Origin of the sequence: Pseudomonas sp. XWY-1 (assembly GCF_002953115.1) — a bacterium.
Lineage (GTDB): Bacteria > Pseudomonadota > Gammaproteobacteria > Pseudomonadales > Pseudomonadaceae > Aquipseudomonas > Aquipseudomonas alloputida.
Genome location: NZ_CP026332.1, coordinates 5,325,070 through 5,341,165, shown reverse-complemented (window position 1 = coordinate 5,341,165; position 16,096 = coordinate 5,325,070). Strand labels below are relative to the sequence as shown.

The following is a 16,096-nucleotide window of genomic DNA, read 5'->3' as shown; positions in this document are numbered from 1 at the left end:
CAGCAAGCAGGCGAAAGCTCCCGGGATGTCACTTGTTCAGCGAGGTCCGCGCCCGCTCCAGCAGCGCTCGCGCCTTGTCGCCAAACCTTTGCAAGTGCGACGCCCTTGCGGGCTTGCTTTCCACCAACCCCTGCTGCTTCACCCAATCCTTCCAGCGTACCCGTTCATCTGCCACCACCCAGCCTTCCTGCCGGGCAAAACTTTCTGCCAGGTACAGCCCACGCGTACTCGCCGGCACCAGCTCATCCTTTTTCAGCGTGTACAGCTCTGCCAGTGGCTGGCCGTCCTTCAATGGCATCAGGTACAGGTCGGGGCGTTTGCGGTTGAGCCGCGCCACCAGCTGGTCGCCCTCCAGCCGCTCGTCAACGTGGAACAAGCTGAGTTTCTTGGCGTCCCGGGGCACTTGCAGGCGCATGTCATAGATCAGCTGTAGCGAAGCGGTGGGCAAGTGCACATAGGCCCGTGGGCGCTCCAGGAGCATCAGCTTGCCGCAATGCACCGGGCGTGCGGCACCGGACTCCGGAGCCAGCACGAAGTGGGGTGTTTCGCGGTAGTGCAGGGCGGCGGCGTAGGGGATGGGCAGCCAGGTGTCGTTGAAGCGCCCGCCCAGCCAACCTTCCGGGGTTTCCAGCAGGCACTCCTCGGCCACTTCCTGTACGGCCGTGTGCAGCGGCAGGTTCAGCTCCTGCGCCGGTACATAACCGGAAATCAGTTTCAGTACCACATCGCCACGGTCTTGTCGGCGCTGACGCACCAGTACCCAGTAATCGCGGTTCTGCCAATGCAGCGTGAGGCGCACTGACACGCCCAGGTTGGCCAGTTCGACCACGAAGTGTTGTGTATCGGGTAACTGGATGGCCTTGCGCCGTTGCTGGGTCTGGGCAAAGTTCAGCGGCATGCCGATGCTTTGGTAGATCAAGCCTTCGGGCGTGGCCTCGACATGCAGTGGCAGTGTCTTGAAGTTGCTCGGGTTCTTGCGGATCAGCGTTCGCGCCACGAGGCTCCTCCTTGCGTCGGGTCAGTCTTCAGTCCCTGAGTCGGGAGCCTGAGGTAACTCAATGCTGGCCCAGGATGCGGGCGACGGTGGCCACGTTGTGGGCCAGGTGCAACGGGTTGATGGTGCCGACAATAGCACTGCTGACGCCCGGGTGGGCGAATAGCAGCTCGAAGCTGGCCTGCACCGGGTCGACGCCCGGGGCCAGGCAGATATGCCCGCTCGCCAAGGCCTTCTTTACCAGGATGGCCTTGCCGTGTTCGGCAGCGTAGTCCAGCACCGGGCGTTCTGCCTGTTCGTTGAGGTTGTAGGTGACCATGGCGCAGTCGCCTTGCTCCAGTGCCTTCAGGCCGCCGGCGACGGTCTTGCCGGACAGCCCGAAACCGAGGATCTTGCCCTCCTGCTTGAGTTCGGCCAGGGTCTGGTAGACCTCCTGCTGTTCGAGGATGGCCAGGTCATTGCCGTCGGAATGCACCAGCACCAGTTCGATGCGGTCGGTTTCGAGCCGGCGCAGGCTGCGCTCCACCGAGCGGCGGGTGTGGGCAGCGCTGAAGTCGAAATGCGACAGGCCTTCCTCGAACTCTTCACCGACCTTGCTGACGATTACCCATTCATCACGTTGGCCGCGCAGCAGCGGGCCCAGGCGTTCTTCGCTACGGCCGTAGGCCGGGGCGGTGTCGATCAGGTTGATGCCAAGCTCGCGGGCCTGGGCCAGTAACAGGCGGGCTTCCTCATCGCCGGGGATCGTGAAGCCACTGGGGTACTTCACGCCCTGATCGCGGCCCAGCTTGACCGTGCCGAGGCCCAGTGGGGAGACCGTGAGGCCGGTGCTGCCCAGCGGGCGATGGAATGCGTGCAGGGTTGGCAGGCTCATGGCAGCAACTGCTCCCAGGCCGGTACGCTCAGTGGAGGGCGTGGGAGGTCGGCCAGGTCGGCCTGTGCTTGTGGACGAATGCCGTCGCGCTCCAGGTGGCTGATCACCCGGTCGCTGAAGTCCGGTGCCAGTGCCAGTTTGGTCGGCCAGCCCACCAGCAGGCGCTGCTGGTCGGCAAGGAAGGCGTTGTCCGGGCGTGCCAGGCCGGATTGCGCAGGCTCTGCGCGGTCGACGCGCAGTGTGGCCCAGCGCACCAGGCTCTGATCGACCCAGGGCAGGAGGTTGGCGATTTCCTTCTGCGCTGCAGCAATCTGCGCTGCCGGCTCGCGCGCCACGCCATCGGCTTCGGCCAGGTCCCCACCGAGGTACCAGACCCACTGGCCATCGGCTGCCGGATGGGTGGTCACCGTTACCCGCGGCTTGGGCCCGCCGCCAAGGCAGTGGGCGTACAAAGGTTTCAGGTTCGGGCCCTTGGCCATGACCATGTGCAGCGGGCGGGTTTGCATGGCCGGCTGATCCAGGCCCAGCGCCTGCAGCAAGCCTTCGGTGCCGGCTCCGGCACTCAATACGATGCGTTGGGCACGGATTTCCCGGTCGTCCACGCGCAGGCCGACCAACGTATTACCTTCACGCAAGGGTTCGATGCGCTCACCTGCCAGCAAGGATTCGCCGGCCAGCTCGGCCAGGTTGGCCAGCAGGCTCGGGACATCGATCACCAGTTCCGCCAAGCGGTACACCTTGCCCTTGAACGCGCGGTCCTGCAGTGCCGGTGGCAGCTGGTCACCCTTGACCTGGTCGACCCGGCCGCGCACGGCCTTGCTGGCGAAGAAGCTTGTGAGGTTGCCGGCCAAGGTGCCCGGCGACCACAGGTAGTGGGCATCGGAGAGCAGGCGGGTACGCCCGAGGTCGAGTTCGCCGTTGCCGGCCAAGGCCTCGCGCCAGCGGCGCGGCATGTCGGCGATGGCTTCCGAGGCGCCGGTCAGGGCGCCGTGCAGGGCGTATTTGGTGCCGCCGTGGATGATGCCCTGCGACTTGATGGTCTGCTCGCCGCCAAGGCTGGCGCGCTCCACCAGCACTGTCGAGTAGCCCAGGCGGCGCAGGCGGGCATTGAGCCAGAGGCCTGCGACCCCGGCGCCGACGATCAGCACGTCAGTGGAAATGGCAGATGGCATGGCGGTACCTCGAAGACTGGGACAGCTGGCAAGTATACAGGCTATACCTGAGATGGCCCTATCGTCGGCGAGCCCCGCACACGGGCTCTCAATGCCCAGCGGTCTTCGAGAACAGCTGAATCACCACCACGCCACCCACGATCATGGCCATGCCAAGCATCGCCGGCATATCCAGCTTCTGCCCATAGATCACCAGCGCCGCCACACTGATCAGCACAATCCCCAGCCCCGACCAGATGGCGTAGGCAATCCCCACCGGAATGCTGCGGACCACCAGCGTCAGCATCCAGAACGCAATGCCATAGCCAACCACCATCAGCAGCAGTGGCAACGGCGTGCTCAGGCCTTTCACCGCCTTCATCGAGGCAGTGGCGATGACTTCGGCGCAGATGGCAATGGCGAGGTAGGTATAGGCATTCATGGCGGGATCCTCCGTTACTGAGCGGGCATTCTAGACGTTGCCTGGATGGGGTAAAGTCATTACCTATCAATGTGGGAGATAGGTTGATGGCCGAGCAGTGGAACCTTGAACAATTGCGTACCTTTCTGCGCGTTGCAGAACTGCGCTCGTTCTCCGCGGTGGCACGTGAGCAGCACAAAGCCCAGTCGGCGATCAGCAGTGCCATCGCGCTGCTCGAAACCGACCTAGGGGTCACCCTGTTCGAACGCAGCAGCGGCCGGCAACCGAAATTGACTGAAAACGGCAGCGCCTTGCTGGAGGACGCCCGCGAATTGTTACGCCAGTGCGAACGCCTGGATGGCCGCGCCCTGGCCCTGATGCGCGGGCAGGAGGCCTTGCTGCGGGTCGCGCAGGACGAAGCCATGCCGTATCAGCCGGTGATCGACAGCCTCGACGAACTGGCGAGCCGCTACCCGTTCCTGGAGGTGCAACTGGCCAGCGGAGCCCAGGGCGATGTGGCGCGCAAGCTGGTGGAGCGGCGCGCCGATCTGGGCCTGTTCTTCCTCCACGAAAGCATCCCGGCTTCCTTGGAACGCCGTGCCTTGGGCAGCGTGGAGATGGTCACGGTGTGCGCGGTCGGCCACCCGCTGGCGGGCGAAGGCCGGGTCACTCGCCAACAATTGGCCCGCCACCGGCAGTTGCTGATCACGCCACAACAAAGCGGTTACCCCGGCGGCGAGGCGATCAGCCCGCAGGTATGGCGTGCCGACAGCTTCTACGCCATGGCCGAACTGCTGATGCGCGGCCTGGGCTGGGCCTGGTTACCCCGGCATGTGGTGCAGTACCCGACCTACCAGGCGCACATGGTCGAACTGGACAGCAACTGGCGGCCGCCGGCCTTGGTGGCAGAGCTGGCCTGGCGCCGCGATGAACCTCTGGGCCCGGCCGCGCAGTGGCTGGCCGAGCGCTTTGCAGTGCACCTTCGCGCGATCGGGTAGACTTAGCCGCCATGAACAGAACTCTCTATACCTTGCTGTTTCACCTGGGCCTGCCGCTGGTTGCGCTGCGCCTGTACCTGCGCGCGCGCAAGGCGCCGGCCTATGGCCAGCGCATCGGCGAGCGCTTTGCTTTCAAGCTGCCGGCCATGCGCCAGGGTGGTATCTGGGTGCATGCGGTATCGGTGGGCGAGAGCATTGCTGCCGCACCCATGGTGCGTGCCTTGCTCAAGGCTTACCCGGAGCTGCCGATCACACTGACCTGCATGACCCCTACCGGCTCTGAACGCATTCGCGCCCTGTTCGCCAACGAACCACGCGTGCAGCATTGCTACCTGCCCTACGACCTGCCTTGGGCGGCGGGGCGTTTTCTCGATCATGTGCAGCCTAAGCTGGGCATCATCATGGAAACCGAGCTTTGGCCCAACCACATTCACCAGTGTGCCAGGCGCGGCATTCCGGTGGCGCTGGCCAATGCGCGCTTGTCCGAGCGCTCGGCCCGTGGCTATGGGCGCTTTGCCAGGCTGACCCGGCCGATGCTGGCCGAGATGAGCCTGATTGCCGTGCAGACCGAAACCGAGGCCCAGCGCTTCCGTGACCTGGGTGCACGCCCTGAGCGCGTGCAAGTCACCGGTTCGATCAAGTTCGACCTGACGATCGACGAACAGCTGCTGCCGCGCGCCAGGACATTGCGTGAACAGTGGGGGGGCGGCCAGCGCCCTGTGTGGATCGCCGCCAGCACCCATGAAGGGGAAGATGCCTTGATCCTGCAGGCGCATCGGCAGTTGTTGCAGGTGCATGGCGATGCCTTGCTGATCCTGGTGCCGCGCCACCCCGAGCGCTTCAATGCAGTGCATGCGCTGTGCAGCGAGCAGTTCACCACCGTGCGCCGCTCTGCCGGTACGCTGGTCGATGCGCAAACGCGGGTATTGCTGGGCGACACCATGGGCGAACTGCTGTTCCTGTATGCCCTGGCCGACATTGCCTTCGTCGGTGGCAGCCTGGTGCCGACCGGTGGGCACAATCCGTTGGAGCCTGCGGCGCTGGCCTTGCCGGTGCTCATGGGGCCGCATGTGTTCAACTTCCTCGAAATCAGCGCGATGCTGCGCGAGGCGGGTGCGTTGCAGCAGGTGGATGATGCTGACGGGCTGGCCGGTGCGGTGCGCCGTCTGGTGGAACTGCCGCAGGACGCCCAGCGCATGGGCGAGGCGGGCAGGGCGGTGATGCGGGCCAATCAGGGGGCGCTGCAGCGATTGCTCGAGGGGCTGGGGGCCTTGATCCGCTGATAACCGACATATCCACTCAAAGACCCGGTCTAGAGTGGATATGTCTGATTCTGGTTATTTATTCCTACGGCGTAAGTTATAACTTCCTACACTGGATTTCTCGCCGTTAGGAAACTTCCTACGAATAGACTTTAAAAGTCAGAAGTGTCACACGCTTGTGTCGGAAGCTTGTAGGACGGTTGTCCTATTGCTTCGGGCTAGTATCGCCTCATGTCCGGTTTTCATAAGAGGTGGCGTGATGGCTGATTTATCTGATGGCATTGCCAACACTATTGAAAGTGGGCTGGTGTGTCTTATCACGCTGGCGCGTTACCATGGTGTTGCCGTCTCTGCCGAGCAGTTGCAGCACGATCATGCAGCAGCGGGTGAGCGTTTCTCTACCTGCACACTACTTCGGGCATTTCAGCAACTTGGCCTCAAGGCCAAACACCGCAGCGTCGATCCGGCCCGGCTGCAGCAGACGCCCTTGCCCGCTATTGCAGTGGATACGCGTGGTGAGTACTTCATCATCGCGCGCGTGGAGGGCGAGCAGGTTCTGGTGCAGGACCCGCACTCCCGCGCGCCGCAAGCGCTGACCCTCGCGGAACTGGTGGTGCGCTGGTCGGGAGAACTCATTCTGGTTCGCTCCGATGCCCAGTTGCCCCTCGGGCTGTCGCGCTTCGACTTTACCTGGTTCATTCCTGCTCTGGTGAAGTACAGGCGGCTATTTGGCGAAGTGCTCGTGGTTTCCCTGGTCATTCAGATACTGGCTTTGCTGACGCCTTTGTTCTTTCAGGTGGTAATGGACAAAGTCCTGGTGCATCGCGGTTTGACCACGCTGGATGTTATCGCCTTGGGTTTATTGGTCGTCGTTCTGTTTGAAACATTGCTGAGTGGGTTGCGTACCTATGTGGCAGCTCATACAGCGTCAAGAATCGATGTCGAACTGGGTGCAAAACTGTTCAGGCATTTGATCGATCTTCCCACCGCCTATTTTCACGCCAGGCGAGTCGGTGACTCGGTTGCCCGAGTGCGAGAACTGGAGAACATCAGAAGTTTCCTGACCAACAACAGCATCACGCTAGTGCTGGATGTGCTGTTCTCGGTGGTCTTCATCGCTGTCATGTTCCTCTATAGCGGATGGTTGACGCTGGTCGTCGTTGGCTCGCTGCCTTTCTATTTTCTCGTATCCCTGGTCGTTACTCCGCTACTGCGGGCGTTGATTGATCAAAGCTTCCAGCGCGGCGCCGAGAACCAGGCTTTTTTGGTCGAGGCGGTCAACGGCATCGACACACTGAAGTCGATGGCCGTGGAACCTCAGGTGACCCGGCGCTGGAATGATCAGCTGGCCGCTTATGTATCTGCCAGTTTCAAGACCCAGAACCTTTCCAGTCTGGCCAATGAAAGCGTCGGCCTGATCGGCAAGCTGGTCACGGTAGCCACCTTGTGGCTGGGGGCCCGGCTGGTCATCGAAGGCGCACTCACGGTGGGCGAGCTGATCGCCTTCAACATGCTCGCAGGGCGCGTGTCGCAGCCCATCATCCGCCTGGCCCAACTCTGGACCAGCTTCCAGCAGACAGGGGTATCGATTCAACGCCTGGGCGACATTCTCAACACCCGTACCGAGGTCAACCAAGGCAAGGGCACGGTGCTGCCCACACTTGTCGGGCAGATCGAGCTCGATCGTGTGTGTTTTCGCTATCGGCCGGACGGGGGCGAAGTGGTGCGCGATGTCAGCCTGAAGATCGCCGCCGGAGAAGTGATAGGCGTTGTAGGTCGCTCGGGGTCAGGCAAGAGCACGCTGACACGCTTGATTCAGCGGCTGTACTCACCTGAGCGGGGGCGGGTATTGCTCGACGGTGCTGACCTGGCGGTAGCCGATGTGGCGTCACTGCGTCGGCAGATCGGCGTGGTGTTGCAGGACAACGTGCTTTTTCGGCGCACCGTGCGCGAGAACATTGCCCTCGGCAACCCAGCAGCACCGCTTGAAGAAGTGATCGCCGCAGCGACACTGGCGGGTGCTCACGAGTTCATCCTCGAATTACCGGATGGCTACGAAACCCTGATTGGTGAGCACGGCGCCAGCCTGTCGGGTGGGCAGCGACAGCGCATAGCCATCGCCCGAGCGCTGTTCGGCAACCCACGCATCCTCATTTTCGACGAAGCCACCAGTGCGCTGGACTATGAGTCCGAACGGATCATCCAGCAGAACATGGCGCGGATTTGCGCGCAGCGCACGGTCATCATCATTGCCCATCGGCTTTCGGCAGTACGCCATGCCGACCGCATCGTGGTCATGGAGCGTGGGCAGATCATCGAGCAAGGGACTCATGATGAGCTGCTGGGTTATCCACAGGGCACCTATGCCTACCTGCATCAACTGCAGCTCGGGGCCGCCGTATGAGTGTGGCGTTCAAGGACCTTGCCGAGCGCTACCGGGATGCGTGGAGGACGGCATGGCGAAAGCGCCGGAGCATGGACGGCCCCGTACGTGAGCCCGACGAACTGGCCTTTTTACCTGCGGCACTGTCCTTGCAGGAAACGCCAGTGCATCCCTTGCCGCGCTACCTGCAGTGGAGCCTGCTGATGTTCATCGGGCTGGCGCTTGCCTGGGCTTGCATCGGTGAGATCGATGTCATCGCCAGTGCCGAAGGCAAGATCGTGCCCAGTGGCAGGAGCAAGTTGATACAGGCCAGCGAGGTCGCGGTGGTGCAGTCGATCCACGTCGTCGATGGCCAGCCGGTGCGCAAAGGCGATGTGCTGGTCGAGCTGGAAGGGCAGTTGACCGAGGCTGACATCAAGCGTTTGGGCAGCGAACTGCTGGCTGCACAGATCGACCAGGCCCGCGCCAGCACACTGCTGAGTGCGCTGGACGGCGATGTGGCACCTGCCTCCCTGGCACCCTTGATACCGCAGGCCACGGCCGCGCAGCAGGCAGGCGCGCAGCGCTGGTTGGAGGGGCAATACCTGGAGTTGCAGGCCACGCTGGAACAGGCCGATGCCGAAATCGGTCAACGCGCTGCCGAAATCCGTTCCGCCCAGGGCCGGGCTGACGCGCTCCGGCAACTGTTGGTGATCACCCGCCAACTGACGGCGGATTACAAGCTGTTGTTCAGCGAATCGGCCGTGGCCAAGCACACCTACCTGGAAAAGGAGCAGGCCCGCCTGGAGCAGGAACGCGAACTGGCACTCCAGCGCTCGCGCATCGACGAACTGAACGCTGCACGGCTTGCTGCTCAGCACCGCCGTAGCGGTGCCATTGCCCAACTGCGCAGAGCCATGCTCGACCTTCACGGTGAGGCGCAACGGCGCATTGCAACCCTTGAGCAGGAGTTGAACAAGGCCGAGCAGCGGCATCGCCTCAAGGTACTGACATCCCCCGTTGACGGCACCGTCCAGCAGTTGGCGATCCATACACAGGGCGGGGTGGTTACACCCGCGCAGACACTGATGGTCATTGTGCCGACGGGCGAGCCGGTGGAAGTGGAAGTGAAAGTCGAGAACAAAGATATCGGCTTTGTTTTTCCGGGGCAGCACGTGGAAGTGAAGATCGAGACATTCACCTTTACCAGGTATGGCGTTGTACCGGGGGTGGTGGAGAGTATTTCCGATGATGCCATTGAGGATGATAGGCACGGTCTTTTGTATAGCGCTCGAATCAAGTTGGCCAAGGAAGCTTTGCGCGTAGGGGATAACGACTTGCCGTTGACGGCGGGCATGGCTGTGCGTGCAGAAGTGATTGTGGATAGGCGCAGGGTTATCAGTTTCTTCTTGAGTCCCCTGCAGCGGCATGCAAAGGAAAGTCTGAAGGAGCGATAAATGAAATATAAAAATGCGTGCATTGTATATAGAGCGGCTTGGAGCTTACTGCGGATCTGTAGTGCAATAATATTGGCTGGTATGGCGAGTTGCTGTGCTGTCGGTCTCGGTGGTTCAGATGCGTTTGGGGCTGGGAGCAGCATTTCCGTGTTGTACGAAAGAAATTTTGGAAAAGTTCATGCATTGTCTGAAGCGAAGTTTGCTTAGTGGCTGATATGGGCAGGCTGGCTCTAGGGAGGGGTGATGATTAGTTATAGGTATATCTTTATCTTTGGGAAGGTGCTGTTCGGAAAGCTAATTGCGCTGTGTAGAAGATTTGGTTTGGTGCTGTGGGGTTTTAGCAAGTTGTTGTTGTTGCTAAGTGTGGTGTGGTTATTGGTCGCCATTGTTATTACTCCGACTTGGGCGCCGAAGAAGCTGAAGACCCCTAATCCAATGGTGTGTGGAAAGATCTCGGGTGTTGTTTATGAGCTCCCTAGGAAGTATGTGATCTATTGGCCTGAGTATGAGGGTAAGAGTTCTTGGGAGCCGGGATTTACAAATAACAAAAAAGGCTGTGGTGCAAACTTGGTGTCACTCTATATGGCAATGAGTTGGCCGGAGATGCAGCCCGTCTCTTACGGTGAGGCGACGTCTTTTAGTTTTGATGGAATATCGGTCGCAATTGAGCCTTGGCCGCATGGGGAAGCGGGGTTGAGAAAACAGCTCCAGCATTACCTTCGTGAAACACCTGCGCCTCTAGTTCAGGCTAGCAAGCTGAACGAAGATCTCGGTCTAAATTTTCTCGAGGGAGTTGATAGTGCATTTCCTAATCAGCGCAAGGGCTTTTTCTGGCTGGAGGCCAAGGGGCGCATGCAATATATCGGTTATTGCAACTGGGTCGAGCATAAGGCCAATTACTCGCGTTGCTATTTGGAGTTTTTGATGCCCGGAGACAACGCAATTGTAAATGTGGAGTTTTTATGGGGGCGGCTAGGGGAGTGGCATAACATTGTTTTGACGGTGGGTGAGTTTTTCATGAATGCTGTAAAATATGGAGTCGATAAATGATTAGGATAGAGCTGTCCGATGTGGATGAGGCACGTCAGGCTTTGCGTGATAAGGGGCCGGATGCAATGTATGATGTCCTGGCAAAAAAGGAGACAAATACGCTGTCCTTGCAAATGGCGTTGCGCGCGGGGACTCTTTGTCAGGTGTTGCGGCAATAAATTATATGAAGTCGGTAGCGGCAGGTGTCGGTCGTCCGATGCAAGAAATCGATGTGGATAAGGTGAGGGTTGAAATGGCAAATAAATATATGGAGGTGTTGCTAAAGAAGATTAGTAAAGGTCCTATTGTCGGTCAGGTAAGCCAAAAAGAGGTCGCGGCATTTCATAAGGAAACTTTCGAAAGCCTTGAATATCCTGAGAGGGCATGGACGTTGAGTCCGGTGTTTGATGTGATTGCTGTCGAAAATCGAGAGGACTACTGGCGGCATGTGCTTTCCTCAGCGGGGAATCTAACGGATGAATTTACACTTTCCTTTCACACTCACCGCATGATGGCAATGGCATCAGTAGTTTCTTCCGCCGAAAACCGTTTAATTGCTAAGGAGTGGATATCCAGGGTCGAGTCACCCACTGGTGTTCCTGACCTTATCAGTGCTGCCGCAGCTTCGCTTTTCAATTCCATCAATAATGCCTTTAAAGCCGCTAGTCACTTTGATAATGCAACTGATCAAACACTGCAGATCGAAATCACCCCCACAACCGAATCCCGCCGCGACCTCCAAGGCCAGGACGATATCCGCAATGACGTCTCCAACGGCTACGTCGATCGTCGCCTGACCCACAGTATCGCATTCACCGACAGCACCCTCGACAACACCGACTTCACCTCCGCTCAGTTGGGCAGTTTGGCCACCGGTGGTGTTCGCCCCGGCGAGCTCCAGATCGACCCCAACGTGCGACCCAATCAGCATCTGGCTCAGTTCTATCGTGATGGCAATGAACAACCGGATTTCAGCCTGCGCAATGCCGTAGTACTCAACGGGTTGGCAGCAATGACTACGGTGAACACGTTTGTCGACCCGCTCTTGCTCGACCTCAGCGGCAAGGGCGTTGGTCTGACGGGTATCGAGGAAGGCGTACTGTTCGATATCGATAACAGTGGTTCACTGCGCCGCACCGGCTGGGCAGACCGGCTGACCGGCATGCTGGTGCATGATAACGGTACCGGCCAGGTGAGCAACGTCAGCCAGCTGTTCTCCGAATACTACGGCGGCAAGGCAGGCAGTGATGGCAGCTCTGGTGAAACGCCGTTCAAGGATGGCTTCGCCGCCCTGGCAAGTGTTGACGCCAACGCCGATGGCGTCATCAACGTTGAAGACGCCGTCTGGGCGCAATTGAAGGTGTGGGTCGATGGCAACCACGACGGGCGTGCCGATGCCGGTGAGCTGAGGGCATTGCAGGAGCATGGCATTAGCCAGATCAAGCTCGGCCAGGTCGAGCCGGTAGGAGAGGTGCGTCAGGGTAACGAGGTCATTTCCCGAGGCGCTTTCACTGTCAATGGTGAGGACCGGGAAGTACTGGCGGTGAGGTTTCTCGCCGATACCGTCGGTAATCGGATCGAGGCCCAGGAGGGTGGCACTCTACTGACTTCGTCAAGCGGGCCCACTTCCCGAAGGGCCTACATCAGCCAGAGTGCTCAAGGCAGCACGCTGGACGCCGCAGCGCTCGGCGTACAGACGCTGTACGGCAGCGCGGGCGATGATGTCTTGACCGCGGCTCCAGAGGGCAGTTGGCTGGTTGGTGGCGGTGGCAGCAACACCTATCACGGCGGGGCGGGCGACGATGTATTCGTGATCAGTGCCAGCGACGATTGGGCGAACATGCAGGGCAATGGTGGGCGCGACACGGCGCTGATCGTGGGGGAGCATGGCGTTGGGCTGAACATGGCCAAGGCCGGGCTGACCATTGCGCAAGGCGGGCGGGGTAAGGACATCATCGCCAGCGGCGGTCAACGCGGAGTTTTCATCAAGGGCGGCTCGGGCGACAGCTTGCTGATCGGTGGTGGCGGCAACGATGTGCTGGTTGGCGGTACGGGCCGTAACGACATCATTGGTGGTACCGGCAAGTCGGTGATCTATGCGGGCCCCAAGGGGGATCGCATCCGGGCCTCGGCGGGCGGAAGTATCATTTACGCCGGTGGTGGCGCTGATCAGATTACGGGCGGTGCTGCCGATGACGTGATCGAGGCCGGACGCGGCGATGCCACGATCGACGGAGGCGCGGGCACCAACCTGGTCAGTTTGCATGGTGCTCACGACGAGTACCTGATCACACGTACCGAATCGGGCCACCTGATCACCGACACCGTGGCGGGACGAGATGGCCGTCTGAGCTTGAGCAACATCCAGAAACTCAGCTTCGCCGACATTGCTGCCATCGATCTTCTTGGCGGGGGCGCCATGCCAATCGGCGACAGGCTCTCGCCTGAGCAACTGGCTACATTCGCCACCACTGACACGGCGCTGATAGTCCCTGCAACGGCGCTACTGGGCAATGATCAGCCACTTGGCAGCAGCGGGCCATTGCGCATCGCCTCAGTCAGCGCTGGCAAGGGTGCAACAGTGCGGCTGAATGAGCAGGGTGATGTGGAGGTCACGCCGTTGCCAGGCCATGACGGTGATGTCAGTTTCCGTTACGACTTGGTCGATGCTGCCGGCAACGCGTCCATGAGTGTGACCGAGGTGGGCAGTGCTGCATCAGCACCCTTGCGGGCAACGGTAACGTTGCGCCATGAACAATCCCCCGCTGACCCACTGTCGGGGCGGCAGTGGTATCTGGACGAGATCAATGTCGCGCCGGTATGGCGTGACTTCACGGGCAAGGGGGTGAGGATAGGGCAGTTCGAGCCGGGTGGGGAGTTTGCCGTGGCGCCGGAAATCTTCGACATCGGGCACCCCGATCTCAAGCCGAATATCGATCCCATCTGGCTGCAAACCCAACGCACCAATGGCACGCTGCCCGCTCTGGCGTCCAATCATGCCACTCAAGTGGCTGGGGTCATGGTTGGCGCGCGCAATGATCAAGGAGGGATCGGCATCGCATATGAGGCGAAGATCGGCGGGCACTACCTGGCCAACAAAGGCGATGACCTGACCAATCTGGGGCAAATGGTCAACTACGACATAGCCAACAACAGTTGGGGTTTCAAAACGGACTTCGGACTTACAAATGTTCCAGAAGGAAAAGTCGATACTGCTCTGGCGCTGGCATTCAGCACTACGCTTGCCGCCACCAACGGCCGTGGCGGGCTAGGCACCATCGTCGTCGCCTCTGGTGGCAACCAGCGCCATAAAGGCGGTAATGCACAGGGCTCACTGACCAACAACAACCGCCACGCCATTGAAGTGGCGGCCATCAATGCAAAGGCAGACCTCTCGGTACTGCAAGCTGCCACGGCACCCTTTTCCAATCCAGGCTCCAGCTTGCTGGTCGCTGCACCGGGGAGCCATGTTTTATCCAGTGGCGTCAGCCTTGAAGCGGAGCGCGGTGCGTCGGTCGGCAGCGCCTACAGCACGACTCAGGGCACCAGCTTCGCCGCGCCGATCGTCTCAGGCGTGGTGGCGTTGATGTTGCAGGCCAACCCGGGGTTGGGTTACCGGGATGTTCAGCAGATCCTCGCACTGTCTGCGCGCAAAGTGGATGACGCATCAACCCAATGGGCTTACAACGCAGGGCGCAATTGGAATGGCGGTGGCATGCACGCCAGCCACGACTATGGCTTTGGCATGATCGACGCCCGCGCCGCAGTGCGCCTTGCCGAGTCCTGGGGGAGCCGGGCGACCAAGGCCAATGAACGGCTGCTGACAGCCAGCAGTGAACCAGTGGCTCAACAGGTTGCGGCGGGGCAGGTTGCGACTTTGTCTTTGACCCTGCCGGCTGATTTGCTGGTGGAGCATGTGGAGGTCGATGTCCACTCGATGGTCGGCCGCCTTGGCGACATGACGCTCACGCTGGTGTCGCCTGGCGGCACGCGCAGCGTACTGCTCGATCGCACAGGCAAGGCGCCGGGCTCTGGTGATGACGATCTGGGCGATTCGCGTTCAGGGGCGTTCAAATATGGGTTCATGTCGACCCATCATCGCGCAGAGCGCTCGGCTGGGGAGTGGAAGCTTGAGGTGCGTAATGCTGTTGCTGGCTTACCGCTAACGCTTGATCGCTGGACGCTGCGCCTCGTCGGCAGCCCCGGCACCACCGATGATGTCTATTACTTTACCGACGACTACGCGAATCTGGTGGCAGAAAACCCAGGGCGCGCGAAGCTTGACGATGCCATCAGCGGCACCGCTGGCGGGCGCAATACGTTGAACGCGGCTGCAGTAAGTCGCAGTATCTCGGTGGATCTGGCCAGCGGCAGCGCCAGTATTGCCGGTGCGGCGCTCACCATAACCCCTGGCTCGGTGCAAAACCTTATCAGTGGTGATGGCGACGATACCTTGATCGCCGGGCCCACCGGGGCATTACTGGATGGTGGCCGTGGGTACAATCTCCTCAAGGGGGGGGAGGGTACCGACCGCTTTGTCATCCACAGGCGTGCAGGCGGTAACGATGTACTCAAGCAGTTCGAGACTTCGCGTGAGGTGATCGACCTGATCGGCTTTGGTGGTTCAGGGTTTGCTGACTTGCAGATGCAACAGGACGGCAATTCGACTGTGCTCGACCTTGGCAGTGGGCAGAAGCTGACGATTGCGGACACTACGATTGCTGAACTGCGGTCAGCGAACTTCCGTTTCCTTGACGCTTTCACCGCTGCGCCAGGTTATTTCGAGGGCAGCCCTGAAGAGCAGACGACCCCGCCTGTCAGCGCGAATGTTCTGCTTACCGGTGGTGCAGGTGGCGTGTCGCTTGCCAGTGACGCATCCGGGCAGTTGGTGGCTTCTTTGGCAGGCACGATATATTCCCCGCCGACGGTTGCGCCCAGCGTGTTTCTGGTGACAAAACAAGAAGGTGTGAGCGACTACAAGAACACCCTTCGGGGGTTCCGACACGGTATCGACAAGATTGACCTGACCCAGGTAGGCATCAGTCGCTTCGAGGATCTGCACGTCAGCAAAGTCCAGCGCTTCAAACTCAATGACTTTGCGCAGATTCACGGTGTAGCCGTTGATACCCAGGCAGTGCCGGGGCAGGAAGGTATTGTGAAGATGCTGTACTTGGATGCGCTCGAAGTTGCGCAGGTGACCGCGGAGGACTTTATCTTTGCGCAGCCGGCAATGGTCACATCTGAAGCGGTTGCCGTGCCAGAGATTTCCGCCCTTTCAGCAGGGTCATCGCTGGTTGCTGTCGAGCACTCGCTACCGAGCCTGGGGAATCTTGTTGACGCAATGGCTGCGTTCGCCCCTGAACCTGCGGGGCCTGCGCTAATTGGTGATATGTCGGTTCAACGCATCGACTCGACGATTGCCGTAGCCGCCTAGGCGTTGTCATTCAGGGCTGGAGTGATATTGGAGGCCTATCGCCAGCAAGCCAGCTCTCACAGGTGCATCATGCCTTCAGGCCTGGCACCGTGTGGGAGCGGGCAAGCCCGCGAA

11 protein-coding genes are annotated in these 16,096 nt (G+C 60.4%); 7 read left to right on the top strand and 4 right to left on the bottom strand.

The window, feature by feature from the left end; all coding sequences use genetic code 11:
- Positions 1–28: 28 nt before the first annotated feature.
- The 4 genes from PRJ_RS24995 to PRJ_RS24980 all read right to left on the bottom strand — a co-directional run bounded on the left by PRJ_RS24995 (position 29) and on the right by PRJ_RS24980 (position 3,461).
- Positions 29–997, bottom strand: coding sequence for a hypothetical protein (locus tag PRJ_RS24995; protein WP_003249451.1), 969 nt, complete (start codon positions 995–997; stop codon positions 29–31).
- A 58-nt stretch (positions 998–1,055) separates the two neighbouring features.
- Positions 1,056–1,868, bottom strand: coding sequence for an aldo/keto reductase (locus tag PRJ_RS24990; protein WP_064492584.1), 813 nt, complete (start codon positions 1,866–1,868; stop codon positions 1,056–1,058).
- Positions 1,865–3,040, bottom strand: a complete 1,176-nt coding sequence (locus tag PRJ_RS24985) for an FAD-binding oxidoreductase (RefSeq protein WP_104962660.1) — start codon at positions 3,038–3,040, stop codon at positions 1,865–1,867. The genes PRJ_RS24990 and PRJ_RS24985 overlap by 4 nt, the downstream gene beginning before the upstream one ends.
- Positions 3,041–3,128: 88 nt before the next feature.
- Positions 3,129–3,461: a multidrug efflux SMR transporter gene (locus PRJ_RS24980; protein ID WP_004577390.1), complete on the bottom strand. Its 333-nt coding sequence runs from the start codon at positions 3,459–3,461 to the stop codon at positions 3,129–3,131.
- Positions 3,462–3,547: 86 nt separating this feature from the next.
- On the opposite strand from PRJ_RS24980, the gene PRJ_RS24975 reads away from it, so the two are divergent.
- From PRJ_RS24975 to PRJ_RS24950, 7 genes are all read left to right on the top strand, one after another.
- Complete coding sequence (locus PRJ_RS24975) at positions 3,548–4,438, top strand: LysR family transcriptional regulator (protein WP_104886980.1); 891 nt, start codon at positions 3,548–3,550, stop codon at positions 4,436–4,438.
- Positions 4,439–4,449: 11 nt separating this feature from the next.
- A complete protein-coding gene (gene waaA / locus PRJ_RS24970; protein ID WP_004577391.1) occupies positions 4,450–5,721 on the top strand; it encodes a lipid IV(A) 3-deoxy-D-manno-octulosonic acid transferase in 1,272 nt (423 codons plus the stop codon).
- A 238-nt stretch (positions 5,722–5,959) separates the two neighbouring features.
- Positions 5,960–8,104 (top strand): type I secretion system permease/ATPase, encoded by a 2,145-nt coding sequence (locus tag PRJ_RS24965; protein WP_104962659.1) that lies wholly within the window; start codon positions 5,960–5,962, stop codon positions 8,102–8,104.
- Positions 8,101–9,519 carry an HlyD family type I secretion periplasmic adaptor subunit gene (locus PRJ_RS24960; RefSeq protein ID WP_104962658.1) on the top strand — a complete coding sequence of 473 codons (1,419 nt, stop codon included), beginning with the start codon at positions 8,101–8,103 and terminating at the stop codon, positions 9,517–9,519. The genes PRJ_RS24965 and PRJ_RS24960 overlap by 4 nt, the downstream gene beginning before the upstream one ends.
- 243 nt (positions 9,520–9,762) lie before the next feature.
- Positions 9,763–10,569 carry a hypothetical protein gene (locus PRJ_RS24955; protein WP_104962657.1) on the top strand — a complete coding sequence of 269 codons (807 nt, stop codon included), beginning with the start codon at positions 9,763–9,765 and terminating at the stop codon, positions 10,567–10,569.
- Positions 10,566–10,727 carry a hypothetical protein gene (locus PRJ_RS29880; protein ID WP_158682573.1) on the top strand — a complete coding sequence of 54 codons (162 nt, stop codon included), beginning with the start codon at positions 10,566–10,568 and terminating at the stop codon, positions 10,725–10,727. Before PRJ_RS24955 ends, PRJ_RS29880 begins: the two co-directional genes overlap by 4 nt.
- Before the next feature lie 38 nt (positions 10,728–10,765).
- Positions 10,766–15,982: a S8 family serine peptidase gene (locus PRJ_RS24950; RefSeq protein WP_256597885.1), complete on the top strand. Its 5,217-nt coding sequence runs from the start codon at positions 10,766–10,768 to the stop codon at positions 15,980–15,982.
- Positions 15,983–16,096: the final 114 nt, after the last annotated feature.